This window comes from Microbulbifer sp. GL-2 (assembly GCF_007183175.1).
GTDB lineage: Bacteria > Pseudomonadota > Gammaproteobacteria > Pseudomonadales > Cellvibrionaceae > Microbulbifer.
On the sequence record NZ_AP019807.1, the window covers coordinates 662,406 to 677,115 of the forward strand.

Consider the following 14,710-nt stretch of genomic DNA (forward strand, 5'->3'; position numbering starts at 1 on the left):
ATGAACATGCTGAAAACAATCTCCAAAATGGCCGTTATCGGGCTTTCTTTTATCAGCTTTTCTACGCTGGCAGAGCCACACCCAGTGACTCCCGGCCCCCAAATTACCCAGGAATTAATTGATGAATTGACAATAGCTGACCAGGTTCTCTTTGATGCTGTGTTCAATAACTGTGATCTGAAGGCTTCTCATAAATTAGTGACTAAAGATTTTGAAATGTATCATGACAAGTGGGGGAAAACCGCCAGTTCAGGTGCAGAGTTTCTCCAGGGTATTCGCAATATGTGCAAACGTCGCAAGGATGGTAGCGATATTAATGCCAGACGGGAGCTGATTACTGACAGCGTCAAAATCTATCCCCTAAATCACTACGGCGCAATCCAGACTGGCACCCATGTCTTTTACGGTATCTATGATGACAAAACAGAAGTACTGCGCGAGAGTGGACAGTTCACCCACCTATGGCAAAAGGTGAATGGCAAATGGAAGCTGGCTAGAGTTCTTAGCTTCGACCATCAACCCGCCACACAATCTGCTCAATAATAGTTTTGGAGTATCGGATACTTCACAATCTGCTATGGGCCTTCTCATTGGCGGCCCCGCAGTTCCACCATCCCGCCCAGTCATTGCATAATGGGCTCACAACACTTTGCTCCCCGGACTTATGGATAAAGTACTAATCATCGATGATAACAGCAGTATCGTCTCTGCCCTCGAGATACTGCTATCACTGCACGATCTACAGCCACTCTGCGCCATCACGCCCCAGGCTGGTCTACAGCTATTACGTGAAAATAAGGATATAAGCCTGGTTATCCAGGACATGAACTTCACCGCAGATACCACTTCCGGTGAAGAGGGGCGCGAACTGTTTTTTGCTATTCGGGAGATCAATCCAGATCTGCCAATTATCCTTCTGACCGCTTGGACACAGCTTGAGATGGCAGTGGAGCTGGTCCGGGCTGGGGCGGCAGATTACCTGGGCAAACCCTGGGACGATAACAAGCTGATTTCCACTATCAACAACCTACTGGAACTTGGCGAGCTACAAAAGCGCCAGCGGGCCTCACAGCAACAGGCTATGAATGCCCGTAGTAAATTGCGAGAGAATTTTGACCTGCAAGACATTATCTATCGTAGCGACAACATGCAGAAACTATTGGAAATGGCTACTCAGGTAGCTAAATCTGATGTGCCGGTACTAATCACAGGGCCCAATGGGGCCGGCAAGGAGAAAATCGCTGATATTGTGCAAGCTAACTCACAGTTCCGAGATGGCCCCTTTATCAAGGTCAATGTCGGTGCACTGCCGGAAGACCTGATGGAAGCGGAGCTATTCGGTGCTGAGCCGGGCGCCTATACCGGCGCTGGTAACAAAGCTCGTGAGGGCCGTTTTGAAGCCGCTGATGGCGGCACCCTGTTTCTTGACGAGATCGGAGAGCTCTCCGCCAGCGGCCAGGTAAAGTTGCTGCGCGTACTGCAAACCGGTGAATTCCAACGCCTTGGCAGCAGCCAAACACGGAAGGTAAAAGTGCGGGTAATCAGCGCGACCAACAGCGACCTGCCCAAAGCCATCACCGAAGGTAGCTTTCGCCAGGACTTATTCTACCGGCTGAATGTGATCGAATTGCGCCTCCCGGCACTTTGTGAGCGACCCGAAGATATAGCTCCATTGGCAATAAGTTTCTTAGGTGAAGACAGCAACCCCAAAAAGCTCTCCCCGCAAGCACTCACAGCCATGACCCGCTATCAGTGGCCTGGCAATGTGCGTGAGCTACAAAATGTAATGCAACGCGCTTCAGTCCTGTGTCAAGAGGAAACCATCGATGAAGCGCTTTTGGCACTGCCAGAACAACCGGTGGCGGAAAAAGTCGACATGAGCTTCGAGCCAAGCCGGGAACTGTTACAGCAAACCCTGACTAGCTGTAACGGCATTATTGCCCAAGCCGCACGAGAACTCGGTATGAGTCGACAGGCGCTCTATCGCCGCCTGGAAAAGCATGGTATTTCCTATTGATGTCCAAGTATTTCTCCCTTGAAGGGCGTATTGTTGCCACCGCTGTTATGGCTCTTGCTGTTGCTACCGGCATTCCATGGCTCTGCATATATTTTGGCCTGGATGCCCGCTTGTCCTGGGCTACAGGCCTATTTTTGGGAATTATCGTTATCCTGGGGTTTATGCGTTTGGTACTAGCTCCTTTGACCAACACCCTGAAGTCCCTTCAAAGCGGACTGCTCAATTTCCGCGACGGTGATTTTTCTATCTCCCTGATTCCCCCCAGAGATAACGAACTTCGCCAAATCACCAATTTGTACAATGAAATTGGGGAGCATTTGCGTCGCGAACGTGCTCATATTTACCAGCGTGAACTTCTCCTCGATACCGTAATCCAGAGCTCCCCGCAAGCCCTGTTACTTGTGGACCAAAGTGATCACATCATTTATTCCAATAGCAGCGCCAAGAAACTGCTCAACAGGGGCAGGCCCATTCAAGGCCTGCTTTTGCAGAAACTGCTCCCCAGCAGCCCCGAAGAAATTGCCAAAGCCATTAATAACTGGGAAAACGGCCTGTTTAACTACACTGATAGGAATGGCACTCACTCCATGCATATCGGCAATAGTACTTTCGTGCTGAACGCGCACAAGCACCGTCTTATTGTTTTACGCGAAATGACAAGGGAAATAACCCGTGCAGAGGTCGAGGTTTGGAAGAAAGTCATTCGACTGATCAGCCATGAGCTAAATAATTCCCTGGCCCCAATTTCCTCACTGGCTCACTCTGGAAAAATGCTGATTGCCAAACCAGATAAAGCAGCGGCTCTGGAAAAGGTTTTTGACATTATCGCCGACCGCTGTAAGCACCTGACTGAATTTACCCAGGGCTATGCAAGCTTTGCCAAGTTGCCCGCCCCCAGCTGTGAGACCGTAAATTGGCAAGCACTTATCGATCGTATCGCTCCATTACAGGAATTTACTTTGTCAGGGGAGCTGCCAGAGCGCCAAGGATATTTCGATCCCGTACAAATTGAGCAGGCGCTACTAAACCTGATCAAAAACTCCAGTGAGGCCGGCTCCAGCAGCGAAGATATTGAAATCACTATCAGTACCGATGGACTGGGGCAGAAACTGGTTATTGCTGATCGCGGCTGCGGCATGAGTGAAAAAGTACTACAGCAGGCATTACTACCATTCTTTTCCACCAAAGAGCAGGGCGTGGGTCTCGGTTTAGCCTTGTGTCGGGAAATAGTTGATGCCCATGGAGGACATATTCAATTGCTAAATCGCCCGGAAGGAGGCTTGCAAATTACTCTCTGGTTGCCATGGGCTAAATAACCCAAATAAATAAAAGAAAAATTTTTAATAAAAACTATAATGCTGGTCAAATATTCATCTACACATAGCTCAGACTAACCCGTCAATTAAATCCAATCTTCTCTAAATTTCCACTCGTATCACAATTAAGTTTTAAGCGATCAAGCTGTCGAGAACATCACATAAAAATCATTGCGGCCAACCTTTCCTGATTCGTTGATTTATTAGTGCCGACTCTAACCAAGATCGGTCAGTGCAACCTGAGATACCGAGTGCAAAAAATAAATTACCTTTAGCTCTCATCTCAGGTTGTTAGTTTTTATAGGATCAAAATCAAAAAAGAAGGGATCAATGCTAAAGATAAACTGCCTGCTGCCAATCAGCGCCCTCGCCCTCAGCTTGATGGCTGCCAATACTCACGCTGCCCCCTCTCCCCAGATTCAAGGTGGCAATCAGATAGATTTAGTTATCGCAAACGAAGCCAAACTGATCGATATGCTTAAGCGCTCAGGCCGCATAAGTCAAACTGCAACGATCGGCGAGGCGGAACGCACCCTGCACCAGTTCTTGAAAGAACGTGCAGCCCAGAATCAAAATTTGCCGCAGGACTTGTCCAGCGAAACTGTACAAATGATGAAGCTCGCTCGCGGTTCTAAGGACCCCAAATTAAAAAGGGGGAAAGGAAAGGGACATTTCCATCGCCGAGGCCGTGCACCTGGGCCCATTGAATTTGAAAACTATGATGGTGACACTCGCACAGCAAAAGTTCTCGCAATCCTGATGGACTTCCCCGATTTCCCCCACAACAGTATTGAGCCTGGGGAAACAGACATGTACTACGAAGATTATGCAGCTCAGCACTATGCAGACCTGCTGTTCTCCCAGGAGGGTTTCACTGGCCCGGAAGGTGAAACCCTCCTGTCCATGCAGCAGTTCTACTGGCAACAGTCCGGGTACAGTTATTCAGTCGAGGGATCTGTAGCTGGATGGTATACCGCAAGCCAGCCGGCAGCTTTTTACGGCAACAATGAAAACGGTGATGCTCGTGCGCTAGTTCGCGAAGCACTGCTGGCTGCTGCTGCTGACCCGTCGGTAAACCTGTCTGATTTTGATATCGAAGACCGCTACGACTTGGACGGTGATGGCAACTTCTGGGAAGCTGACGGCCTTGTTGACCATATCATGATTTTCCACTCCTCCGTGGGGGAGGAGGCCGGTGGCGGCCAGCTGGGTGAAGATGCTATTTGGGCACACCGCTGGAATCTTGGCGGTGTCTTTGCCATCCCTGGCACAACCGCAGAAGTGGACGACTGGGGCGGCACCATGGCAGCCTTTGATTACACTATCCAACCCGCCGATGCAGCAGCAGGTGTAGTTAGCCATGAGTATGGTCACGATCTCGGGCTCCCCGACGAATATGATACCTCTGGACCCGAAAATACTGGCCGCGGAGAGCCTGTATCTTCTTGGTCTGTGATGTCCAGCGGTAGTTGGGCCGGAATTATCCCTGGCTCAGAGCCTACTGGTTTCTCCGCTTGGGCAAAAGAATACCTGCAGCACAACCACGGCGGAAACTGGCTACATGGCGAAACCATCTCCCTGGAGAAAATCCCAGCGAATGGCATCGAGCTGCTTCTTGATGAAGCCGTGCACAAGGGCACCAACAACGATGCTGTACGTATCGACCTGCCGCAGAAAAAAGTTGTAGTAGCTACCCCCTCTAGTGGTGAATACGCTTATTTCAGTGGCAGCGATAACAATTTGCAAAATTCAATGGTGATTCCGGTCGATTTAACCGATGAGCAGAGCGCCAGCCTCTCCTTCAAAATCTGGTATGACATTGAGCAGGACTGGGACTACGGTGCGGTTATGGTAGACCTCGGCGAAGGCTTCACCAGTATCCCCGGTTCTATTACCACCGAGAGCAACCCTAACGAACAAAACCCAGGCCACGGAATTACTGGCAGCTCCAGCGGCTGGGTCGATGCAGAGTTTGACCTGAGCGCTTTTGCTGGCAAGCAGTTCAACTTGGCCCTCGTCTATATCACCGATGCTTATGAAGCCAACCCAGGATTCTATGCTGATGATATTACGCTCAATATTGGAGGAGAAGCCGCAGTATTCGACGATGCAGAAGGTGAAAGTAACTTCAGCCTGGCCGGTTTCAGCCGCAACCCCGGCTACAGCCTGCACGACCACTACTACCTTTTGGAATGGCGCACACATCGCGGTGTTGACCAAGGCCTGGCACACGTAAATGTGGCCGGACAAATGCTGACCTTCAACGAAGGTCTGCTGGTTTGGTATGCGGATACCAGCTTCGACAATAACTGGGTTGGAATCCACCCCGGTGACGGTTTCCTCGGGGTAGTTGATGCAGACCAAAAAGTCCTGAAGTGGAGCGACGACTCAGTGGCCTCCACCCGCTACCAGATTCACGATGCCACTTTCAGCACCGACTGGGTTGGACAGCTGAATCTGGATCTTCTGGAGGATTTTGGTGTCAGCCTGACCGATACCCATAACCGTCCGCACCGAGTGTTTAGCGATCGCCGAAGTTTCACCAATATTGAAATCCCCGACGCTGGTCGTGCCATCACGTCTTATGGCTTGAAGGTACGTGTTGTTGCACGCAGCAACGACAAGTCTGTAGGTAAGATCTTTATCACTCAATAAAAATGATTAAACAGGGGTGGCAAAAATGTGCTGCCCTTGCTTAATAATAAGATCGATTCTCACTTCTCTTTTTTTCTGCAAAAAGTAACGATCTCAGCAAAAATTGCTGGCCCAGCTAATCTGAATTTTTGAGGCCCTGCCAATTACTTTGGATGCTTTTTCAGATGGAACAGAAACCGACAATTTCCCGTAGAAAATTCCTCAAACTCTCCAGCTGCTCACTGGCGATATTGCCTGTGGCAATTATTGCCACTGATCGTACGAGAGCCCAGGTTAAGGCAAAAAAAGAAGCCGTGAACTATCAGGACACCCCGAATAACGGCCAGAAATGTGTCGACTGTCAATTATTCCAACCTCCCAATGCCTGCATTGTGGTGGACGGGGATATAAGCCCGGAAGGGTGGTGCAGCCTGTTTGTGCTCAAACAAGGCAACGCCACCTCAGATTAAGCTGGCACCCGCTGCTCACCACGTAGTTTGCTCACATCCGCTCGCGGTGGTAGGCCAAACATGCGACTATACTCGCGACTGAAATGCGATGGACTCTCGTAGCCCACACGGTAACTGGCGGAAGCAGCCTCCAATCCCTCGGAGAGCATCAGGCGGCGGGCTTCATGCAGGCGTAATTTTTTCTGGAACTGCAGTGGCGACATGCGGGTGATCTGCTTGAAACTGTGGTACAGAGAGGACTCACTCATATTGGCCTGCTCCGCTAACTCGCTAATGCGCAACGGTTCGGAGTAACGGTCTTTAAGTACTTCGATCACTCGCGACACCCGGTTTGCCTGGCTATCCGCCATAGCAAACTTACGCATGCGCGCTCCGATCTCTCCCCTTAAAGCGCGATAGATAATTTCTCGACGTGCCAGTGGAGCCAGTATCTGTGCATCCGCCGGGCTCTCCAGCAGATGTACCAGGCGGCTAACCGCATCCAGGATGCCCTGATCCATCTGGGTGACGCAGAGGCCACAACTGACTTCCGGGCAATCGTAGCCCGCCTGTACTCCAGGGGCCTTATCCCCCAGTTCCAACACCAGGTCTGCCACTTCCTTCGGGTCGATCGTCAGCTTGACGCCAAGGAAAGGAGAATCCTCGGAAGCACGCTCCACACGACCAAGAATCGGCAGATGCACTGACGTAGCCACATAGCTTAGAGGCATGTAAGAGATTTCACGATCTCCCAGCTCCAGGGTCTTATTGCCCTGGATAATAAAGTTGAGAGATGGCGTGTAAACTGAAGAGGCACAAGCTGCAGGCTCATTGCAACGAATCAGAGCCAAACCATCCAGTCTGGTTTCGATCAAACCGGGCTCAGGGGCCAGGCGTATCAACGCTCTAGCCAGTTTCTGCCGGGCGGACTCCAGCTCAAAAGGCATAGATTTGAATTTCGCTCTGTCATCGGTATTCATAAATTCCCCTCGCGCCCATTTCAGGGTGGGCAGTGTCCAACAGCGTGGCTCACAGTATACGGAGGTTTAGGCAATCTCCCGACCCCTTTGCAGGAATGGGCAATCACTGTGCAGTAATAGGTAACCATAAGTGATATGAAGGCATAAGATCAACGTAAATTCTTACATTAACTGACAAACAACTAGTTATATATACAGTTTAAGAACTATACCTCAAGCGGCACTACAGTCCCCCATTCAATTTTCCCTGAGTAGAAATAGGCAATCAATCCATAGTTACCGGATACCGCCATTACTTTGCCAGCCCCTAAAGTTGCACACTTATTAGGAGGAGTGCCCCCCCGGCACCCCTCTCTTCCGTAGCAAAGGGAGTACACGCGTTATGGTCAAGAAACTTACAGTCACATTATTCGGCCTTTCGACACTGGTTCTGGCCGGCTGTGGCACTGGCGAGCCAGTGGGACAACAACCGCCACCTCCTGCGGTAGAGGTCGTCCAGGTCAGCGCTGAGCCCACCACCCTGTGGCGCAGTTTTACCGGACGGGTGGTAGCCCCTGAAACAGTGGAGTTGCGACCGCGCGTGAGTGGTTATATCGACCAGGTTTCCTTTGCCGAAGGTGCTCTGGTGAAGCGTGGCGATATACTCTTCACTATCGATCAGCGCCCTTATAAAGCCAGACTTCGTGCCGCCGAAGCGGACCTCCAGCGGGTGCGCAGCCAATTATCTTTCAGTGAAAAGCAGGCCGGCCGCGCCCAGCAACTGTTGGATAGCAAAGCTATTTCCCGAGAGGAATACGATCGACGAATCGCCTCGAGAGATGCAGAACGCGCCGCACTAAGCGCTGCTGAAGCCGCAGTACAAAATGCCCAACTCGACTTCCAGTACACCCAGGTCAAAGCTCCGATCAGCGGCCAGGTCAGCCGAGCTCTGGTTACCAAAGGCAACCTCGCCAATGCGGATACCACCCTGTTGACCACCCTGGTCTCTGTGGACCCCATGTATGTCTACTTCGAGAGCGATGAGCAGACTTTTGCGGAGAGTCGCAGGCTGCTTAGTGCCGATGCCACCCCGCCAGTTCATATCGGCCTCGCTGGCGAAAATGGATACCCTCACAAAGGCAAACTGGACTTTATCGACAACCGCTTAAATAGTCACACCGGCACCATCCAGTTTCGCGCCGTGGTGGCCAACCCCAACGGTGCTTTCAAACCCGGCCAGTTCGCCAGGGTAGAGATGCCGATCGAGGAGGTGGACCAGGCAGTGTTAATCGACAGCAAGGCCGTTCTCACCGACCAGGATCGCCGCTATGTCTATGTCGTCAACCAGGAAAATCTTACCGAGCGTCGTCCAGTACAGGTGGGCCCTCGCCAGGGTCAGCGCACGGTAATCCGCGGCGGTTTACAAACCGGCGAAAGAATTGTGGTCAATGGCCTGCAAAAGATCTTTTTCCCCGGAATGCCAGTAGTTCCTGAAATGGTTGCCAAGCAGGGCCAGGGTGGCAGCGCCCAGGCAGCGGGGCACTGAGGGAGCCTGTAGCCGAACGCCTATCCAGGGCAGTCTTTCGCTCTCAATGAGTCATATCAATGGAATCCGAGCGGTAATGTTGCCGCTCACAGGGTAGCAGTGTATGAATTTTTCCCGTTTCTTTGTCGACAGACCTATTTTTGCTTCGGTGCTGTCCATCATTATTTTCGTGGTGGGACTGATAAGTATCCCATCACTGCCCGTCAGTGAGTATCCAGAGGTTGTACCCCCCAGCGTGCAAGTGAGCGCTCGCTACCCGGGCGCCAACCCCAAAACGATTTCCGAGACTGTCGCCACACCGTTGGAAGAAGCCATCAACGGCGTGGAAAACATGATCTACATGAAGTCCGTGGCGGGCAGCGACGGCACTCTAACCCTGAATGTCACCTTTAAACTGGGCACCGACCCGGACCAGGCCCAGGTACAGGTGCAAAACCGCGTGTCCCAGGCCTTACCGAGGCTGCCCGAAGATGTGCGCCGCCAGGGGGTAACTACGCAGAAGCAATCCCCCAACCTGATGATGGCGGTACACCTGATTTCTCCGGATGACAGCCTCGACGCCACTTATATACGCAACTATGCGGTTTTACATATACGTGATGAACTGTCTCGCATTCCCGGGGTGGGCCTGGCTGCCGTATTCGGTTCCGGTGACTACGCAATGCGCTTGTGGGTGGACCCGCAGAGGGCCGCCGCCCTGGGTGTTACTGCCGCAGATGTCGTCAGTGCCGTGCGCGAACAAAATGTACAGGTCTCCGCTGGCCAGATCGGCGCCTCGCCAATGCCAAACGGCTCCGATTTCCTGATCTCCATTAACGCCAAAGGACGACTTGAAAGTGAGGAAGAGTTTGGCAATGTAGTGTTGAAAACCGGCATTGATGGCGAAATCACCCGACTGCGCGATGTGGCGCGCGTCGAGCTCGCCTCCTCTCAGGACTCCCTCCGTGCCTTATTGAACGGCCGCCAGGCGGTTGCCATCCCCATCTTCCAGTCCCCGGGCTCCAACTCACTGGAAGTGTCCGCCGCGATACGTGAAAAAATGGCGGAGCTGGGTGAGCAGTTCCCTGAAGGCCTGGAATGGAAGGTCGCTTACGACCCCACCGTCTTTGTCAGCACCTCAATCAACTCCGTGATCAAAACTTTACTGGAAGCGGTATTGCTGGTGGTCTTGGTGGTGATCCTGTTCCTGCAGACCTGGCGCGCCTCCCTGATCCCGCTTTTGGCGGTACCGGTGTCCATTGTCGGTACTTTTGCTGTGCTGCTAATGCTGGGCTTCTCCATCAATACCCTGACCCTGTTCGCCATGGTATTGGCCATAGGTATCGTGGTGGATGACGCCATCGTAGTAGTGGAAAATGTCGAGCGGAACATTGAAGAAGGTCTGACACCACTGGCCGCAGCCCATCAGGCCATGCGTGAAGTAAGTGGTCCAATTGTCGCCATCAGTCTGGTGCTCTGCGCTGTATTCGTACCCATGGCATTCCTGGACGGTATTACCGGCCAGTTCTATCGGCAATTCGCCACCACCATTGCCATCGCCACCATTATTTCCGCGATAAACTCACTGACCCTGTCCCCGGCACTGGCCGCAACCTTGCTGAAACCACACGGCGCAAAACTGGATATGCCTGCGCGTATTATCGAGCGCCTGTTCGGCTGGATCTTCCGTCCGTTCAACCGCTTCTTCCAGCGCAACTCTGAGCGCTACCAACGGGTAGTGGGCCACAGCCTTAAGCGTCGCGGACTGGTATTTGGGGTTTACCTGGTATTGCTGGCCGGCACCTTCGCCCTATTCCAGCAGGTACCTGGAGGCTTTATTCCTATTCAGGATAAAACCTACCTGGTGGGCAGTATCCGCCTACCGGAAGGTGCTTCCCTGGATCGCACTGAGGAAGTGGCTCGCCGCGTCAGTGAATTAGCATTGGAAACCGAAGGTGTTGCCAACGCCGCCGCTTTTGTCGGCTTCAATGCCCTCCAGAGTACCAACACCCCCAACGTAGGCACGGTGTTTATCCTGTTTGACGATTTCGATGAGCGCGAACGCAGCGCTACCGAAATTGCCGCGGAACTTAACGGTAAGCTCTCCCAAATCAAAGAGGGCTTCGCCATGACCTTTATGCCGCCGCCCATCTTCGGCCTTGGCGCAGGTTCCGGTTACTCTCTATATGTACAGGACCGCCGCGGTGCCGGCTACGGTGAGCTGCAAAATGCCACCAACATGCTGGCTGGTGCCCTGAGCCAAGCCAGTGGTCTCAGCTACCCTTTCAGCTCCTACCAAGCCAATGTGCCGCAGATGGACGCTGAAGTGGACCGCCTACAGGCAAAGGCCCAGGGTGTGCGTATGGATGACCTGTTCGGCACCCTGCAGCTGTACTTCGGCTCCATGTATATCAATGACTTCAACCTGTTTGGGCGCACCTACCAGGTAGTTGCCCAGGCTGATGCTCCTTTCCGCGATGAAGTCCAGGACCTGGATAATCTCTACACTCGTAATATGAATGGAGAAATGGTACCTATCAGTACCATGGTAACCCTGCGCGAGAGCTATGGACCCGACCCGGTAATCCGCTATAACGGTTACCCTGCGGCAGATCTGATGGGGCAATCTGATCCCAGCATGCTGTCTTCCTCAGAAGCACTGGCAACGGTTGAGCAAGTCGCCAGCCAGGCCCTGCCACCAGGAATGCAGATCCAGTGGACCGACCTGAGCTTCCAGCAGATCAACCAGGGCAGTGCGGCTATGGTGGTCTTCCCTCTCGCTGTTCTGCTGGTGTTCCTGGTGCTAGCCGCACTTTATGAAAGCTGGGTGATGCCGTTAACGGTGATCCTAATCGTCCCCATGTGTTTGCTGGCGGCACTGTTCGGAGTTTGGGCTACCGGCGGAGATAATAATGTGTTCGTTCAAGTGGGGCTCGTCGTACTGATGGGGCTTGCCTGTAAAAACGCAATCCTGATTGTGGAGTTTGCCCGCGAGCTGGAAATGGACGGCAAGGGCCCGGTAGAAGCCGCCCTGGAAGCCTGTCGCCTGCGTCTGCGCCCGATCATCATGACCTCCGTAGCCTTTATCGCCGGCGTAGTGCCCCTGGTACTGGCCAGCGGTGCCGGCGCCGAAGTGCGCAACGCGATGGGAATGACCGTATTTACCGGCATGATCGGCGTAACCCTGTTCGGTCTGTTTCTAACCCCAGTGTTCTATGTTGCCTTGCGTAAACTCGCCGGAGGGAAAATACCCACCCCCAAGAACACAACCCAAGACACCCCCTTGCCGTTAGAGCAACCTGTTAACGGCTAAACCCTCCTTTCCCCCAGGTACTTGCATGTGCCTGGGGCTTTTTTCTCTAGCTCTTTCCCTTCCTCCATCGTGCATCGGGAAAAATAAAGATATTGAGCCAAGTAAACAGGCTCAATGGCACACAGAAAAGGATTACAAAAAAGCCCAGTACAGCGGGCATAAAATCACTGCCCTCCTCGTGCTTTTCCGCCCGATCCCAAAAATATGATTGATAACAGTGATCTGGTCCATCAATGGGCAGGAAGGTGAAGTGGATCACACGCTGCAAAAAACGCCAATAGCGGCGAAAGCGGATTTCCAGCACCCGCGAAAAGTAACCACAACGCGCAGACATAGTCGCATCGAGGTTCCCAACTGCAATGGCATTACCCAACTGGTCCATAGCGATAAATACATTGTGAATCCAGCTTTTTTGGCGCCTCTCATCACTACCCTATTCTTTCCAAAAGGTTTCTTTTTCAGCCAGGTCTCGATACCGCTACCCCCCTAATATCCGGCCATGCCTTGTACTCCACCTAAAAGAATATTGCACGCGCTCCACGGCATGGGGGCACACATATAAAACAAGCTAGCCCCACCGGTCGGCTCACTCCCCTTGAACTAGACTTGAATTTGGGACTGCAATTCATCAACCGTCAGCGAAAAACTGTAGAATTACAGAAATACTGTCTTCTGAAATGTTACACCTCGTCACTATTGCCACACATTCCGAACGTATGTTCCCACTTCTAAAGGAGTCCGCCAAACGTAATGGGGTTTCTCTGAATATATTGGGACAGCAACAACCATGGAAAAACTTCTCCACTAAAATCGACCTGCTACTACCCTTTTGCAGGACGCTACCAGATGATGACATCCTCTGTTATCTGGATGGTTTCGATTCACTCATATTACCTTCCATTCAGCAACTAGAAGAAAATTTTGAACTATTCGATAAGAAGGTGGTTTTCTCCAATGATTACCGACATCAGGGCACCCTGGGATTCTTTGAGCGCAAGTATTTTTCCAGCGAACATATTTTTTCCACAGGTATCTTTATTGGGAGAATAAAAGCGATTCAGGAAATTTTCTCGTCTGCAAAAGAAATGTATCCAGACCAGACCGATGATCAAAAAATGCTCCGAGGATACTGCACACACCACAGTCCGGAGCATATAGGAATAGATTTAGAAGCCAAATTATTTTACAACTTTGATACTGCAGATGGCAGTTTTAATCTGCTAGATCAGGTCAATCACATTCACCAGGGACAAATCCAACTCAACAATGGTGAAATTCCAGCCATTATTTCCTTTCCCTGCAGTTGGTTCGCCATCGGGATTACAAAAAACATTCACGCGCTATTTAAAGAGCTCGGTTACGATTATTACCCTGCAATAAATTTTAAAAACACCTTTAACGGTTTGAAATATTATATTAGTAATACCATCAAGGACAGTTTAAGGGACCTACTCAAGTAGCCCATAACTGCTCCTGGGATTGCAGCGTGCGACTGGAGCTGCAATCAATTCTTCATTACAACTTCAGCACACGCCGGAAAAACCATTAATAAGGACTGAAACTAAGCACAAATGGTGAATAGGGCCCCTCGCACCAATCGCCAGTATCCAGCTGGTAGCAGTACACACCCGTAGCGATGCAGTTTTCCAGGTCCCCCATATAGGGATCACCAGCCAAACAGAAACGCGGAAAAGCTGTAATTTCGTCAGGTGGTACCGGACTGCGCTTATAAGTGTAATAAATCGGGTCGCCACACAGATCCTGCCAGAATCCGTCGGCACAGCCACCAAGCAGCTGTGCCGCGATTAAAGCCAATAACACTTTACTCTTCATAGGATATACATCGCCTTCCGCCGGATATATCTATACAGCGTGCACTGGGCGGACAAATAGAACCCGGTGCCAACTCCTCAGAATCACCGGGACAACTGGAATAACTGGACTTACGGGAGGAAGGGGCTGCAGGCACATGCGATGAGGGCGCAGGATAGGCGCGATAATCTGCATGTCGCGGCGTAGGTGCACTGTATGGATAAACTACCTGATTTCGAGTATCCGGCGTTCCGCAGGCTGCCAAAAGCAGACTCATGGACAGCGCGGAAATCACTATCGGGGATTTTTGCATGGGCATGTCTCCGTATCGGTACCACGCGAAGTTATCTCCGCGTACTTCGGCAAATGACCGGGTTATGCTGCAACGACCCTGTACGCAGATTTCCCCTTCGGGCTAATACACCCTCAGTATCGGGAAAAACCAGCTTGAGGAATCGTACACGCTATCGACGCATTCCACCTCACACTCAAAGTTGACGGACGCAGGTTGCAGAAGCTGGGAGTGATGGGCACCGACATCAACAAAACTTTCGTCCTGCATGGTGGTGCCAGCATCAAAAAAGAACGGGTCTTCACCCTCAACTTCCTCGGCTGGCAAAAACAAGCAACCCTGCATCGCCAATACCGAAACGAGCGGTAAAGCGAATTTCCCTGAAGGCCTCAT

At 51.7% G+C, this 14,710-nt stretch carries 13 protein-coding genes; 9 read left to right on the forward strand and 4 right to left on the reverse strand.

Annotated features, from left to right (window positions below; genetic code table 11):
* Window positions 1-6 precede the first annotated feature (6 nt).
* From GL2_RS02980 to GL2_RS03000, 5 genes are all read left to right on the forward strand, one after another.
* Complete coding sequence (locus tag GL2_RS02980) at window positions 7-543, forward strand: nuclear transport factor 2 family protein (RefSeq protein ID WP_172621037.1); 537 nt, start codon at window positions 7-9, stop codon at window positions 541-543.
* Window positions 544-664: 121 nt separating this feature from the next.
* Window positions 665-2,017 carry a sigma-54 dependent transcriptional regulator gene (locus GL2_RS02985; protein WP_143729234.1) on the forward strand — a complete coding sequence of 451 codons (1,353 nt, stop codon included), beginning with the start codon at window positions 665-667 and terminating at the stop codon, window positions 2,015-2,017.
* The gene (locus tag GL2_RS02990) at window positions 2,017-3,333 is read left to right on the forward strand and encodes a PAS domain-containing sensor histidine kinase (RefSeq protein WP_143729235.1); all 1,317 of its coding nucleotides are present in this window, start codon (window positions 2,017-2,019) and stop codon (window positions 3,331-3,333) included. Before GL2_RS02985 ends, GL2_RS02990 begins: the two co-directional genes overlap by 1 nt.
* A 330-nt stretch (window positions 3,334-3,663) precedes the next feature.
* A complete protein-coding gene (locus GL2_RS02995; protein ID WP_232053748.1) occupies window positions 3,664-5,988 on the forward strand; it encodes an immune inhibitor A domain-containing protein in 2,325 nt (774 codons plus the stop codon).
* 164 nt (window positions 5,989-6,152) lie between these two features.
* Window positions 6,153-6,437 (forward strand): high-potential iron-sulfur protein, encoded by a 285-nt coding sequence (locus GL2_RS03000; RefSeq protein ID WP_172621038.1) that lies wholly within the window; start codon window positions 6,153-6,155, stop codon window positions 6,435-6,437.
* Here the strand turns inward: GL2_RS03000 and GL2_RS03005 are convergent.
* On the reverse strand, window positions 6,434-7,396 hold the full coding sequence (locus GL2_RS03005) for an AraC family transcriptional regulator (RefSeq protein ID WP_143729237.1): 963 nt from the start codon (window positions 7,394-7,396) through the stop codon (window positions 6,434-6,436). The two genes, GL2_RS03000 and GL2_RS03005, sit on opposite strands and share 4 nt — an antisense overlap.
* A gap of 382 nt (window positions 7,397-7,778) precedes the next feature.
* Here GL2_RS03005 and GL2_RS03010 point away from each other — a divergent pair, with 382 nt between their 5' ends.
* Window positions 7,779-8,921, forward strand: a complete 1,143-nt coding sequence (locus GL2_RS03010; RefSeq protein WP_143729238.1) for an efflux RND transporter periplasmic adaptor subunit — start codon at window positions 7,779-7,781, stop codon at window positions 8,919-8,921.
* A 103-nt stretch (window positions 8,922-9,024) separates the two neighbouring features.
* Complete coding sequence (locus GL2_RS03015; RefSeq protein WP_143729239.1) at window positions 9,025-12,213, forward strand: efflux RND transporter permease subunit; 3,189 nt, start codon at window positions 9,025-9,027, stop codon at window positions 12,211-12,213.
* A gap of 46 nt (window positions 12,214-12,259) precedes the next feature.
* Here the strand turns inward: GL2_RS03015 and GL2_RS03020 are convergent, their stop codons facing one another.
* Window positions 12,260-12,595, reverse strand: coding sequence for a hypothetical protein (locus tag GL2_RS03020; protein ID WP_143729240.1), 336 nt, complete (start codon window positions 12,593-12,595; stop codon window positions 12,260-12,262).
* Between the two features lie 388 nt (window positions 12,596-12,983).
* Between GL2_RS03020 and GL2_RS03025 the strand changes: the two genes are divergently transcribed.
* A complete protein-coding gene (locus tag GL2_RS03025) occupies window positions 12,984-13,673 on the forward strand; it encodes a glycosyltransferase domain-containing protein (protein ID WP_143729241.1) in 690 nt (229 codons plus the stop codon).
* A gap of 85 nt (window positions 13,674-13,758) precedes the next feature.
* Here GL2_RS03025 and GL2_RS03030 read toward each other — a convergent pair whose 3' ends face one another.
* On the reverse strand, window positions 13,759-14,046 hold the full coding sequence (locus tag GL2_RS03030; protein WP_143729242.1) for a hypothetical protein: 288 nt from the start codon (window positions 14,044-14,046) through the stop codon (window positions 13,759-13,761).
* Complete coding sequence (locus GL2_RS03035; protein WP_143729243.1) at window positions 14,036-14,338, reverse strand: hypothetical protein; 303 nt, start codon at window positions 14,336-14,338, stop codon at window positions 14,036-14,038. Before GL2_RS03035 ends, GL2_RS03030 begins: the two co-directional genes overlap by 11 nt.
* Before the next feature lie 195 nt (window positions 14,339-14,533).
* Between GL2_RS03035 and GL2_RS21400 the strand changes: the two genes are divergently transcribed.
* On the forward strand, window positions 14,534-14,686 hold the full coding sequence (locus GL2_RS21400; RefSeq protein WP_172621039.1) for a hypothetical protein: 153 nt from the start codon (window positions 14,534-14,536) through the stop codon (window positions 14,684-14,686).
* The last annotated feature ends 24 nt before the right edge of the window (window positions 14,687-14,710 follow it).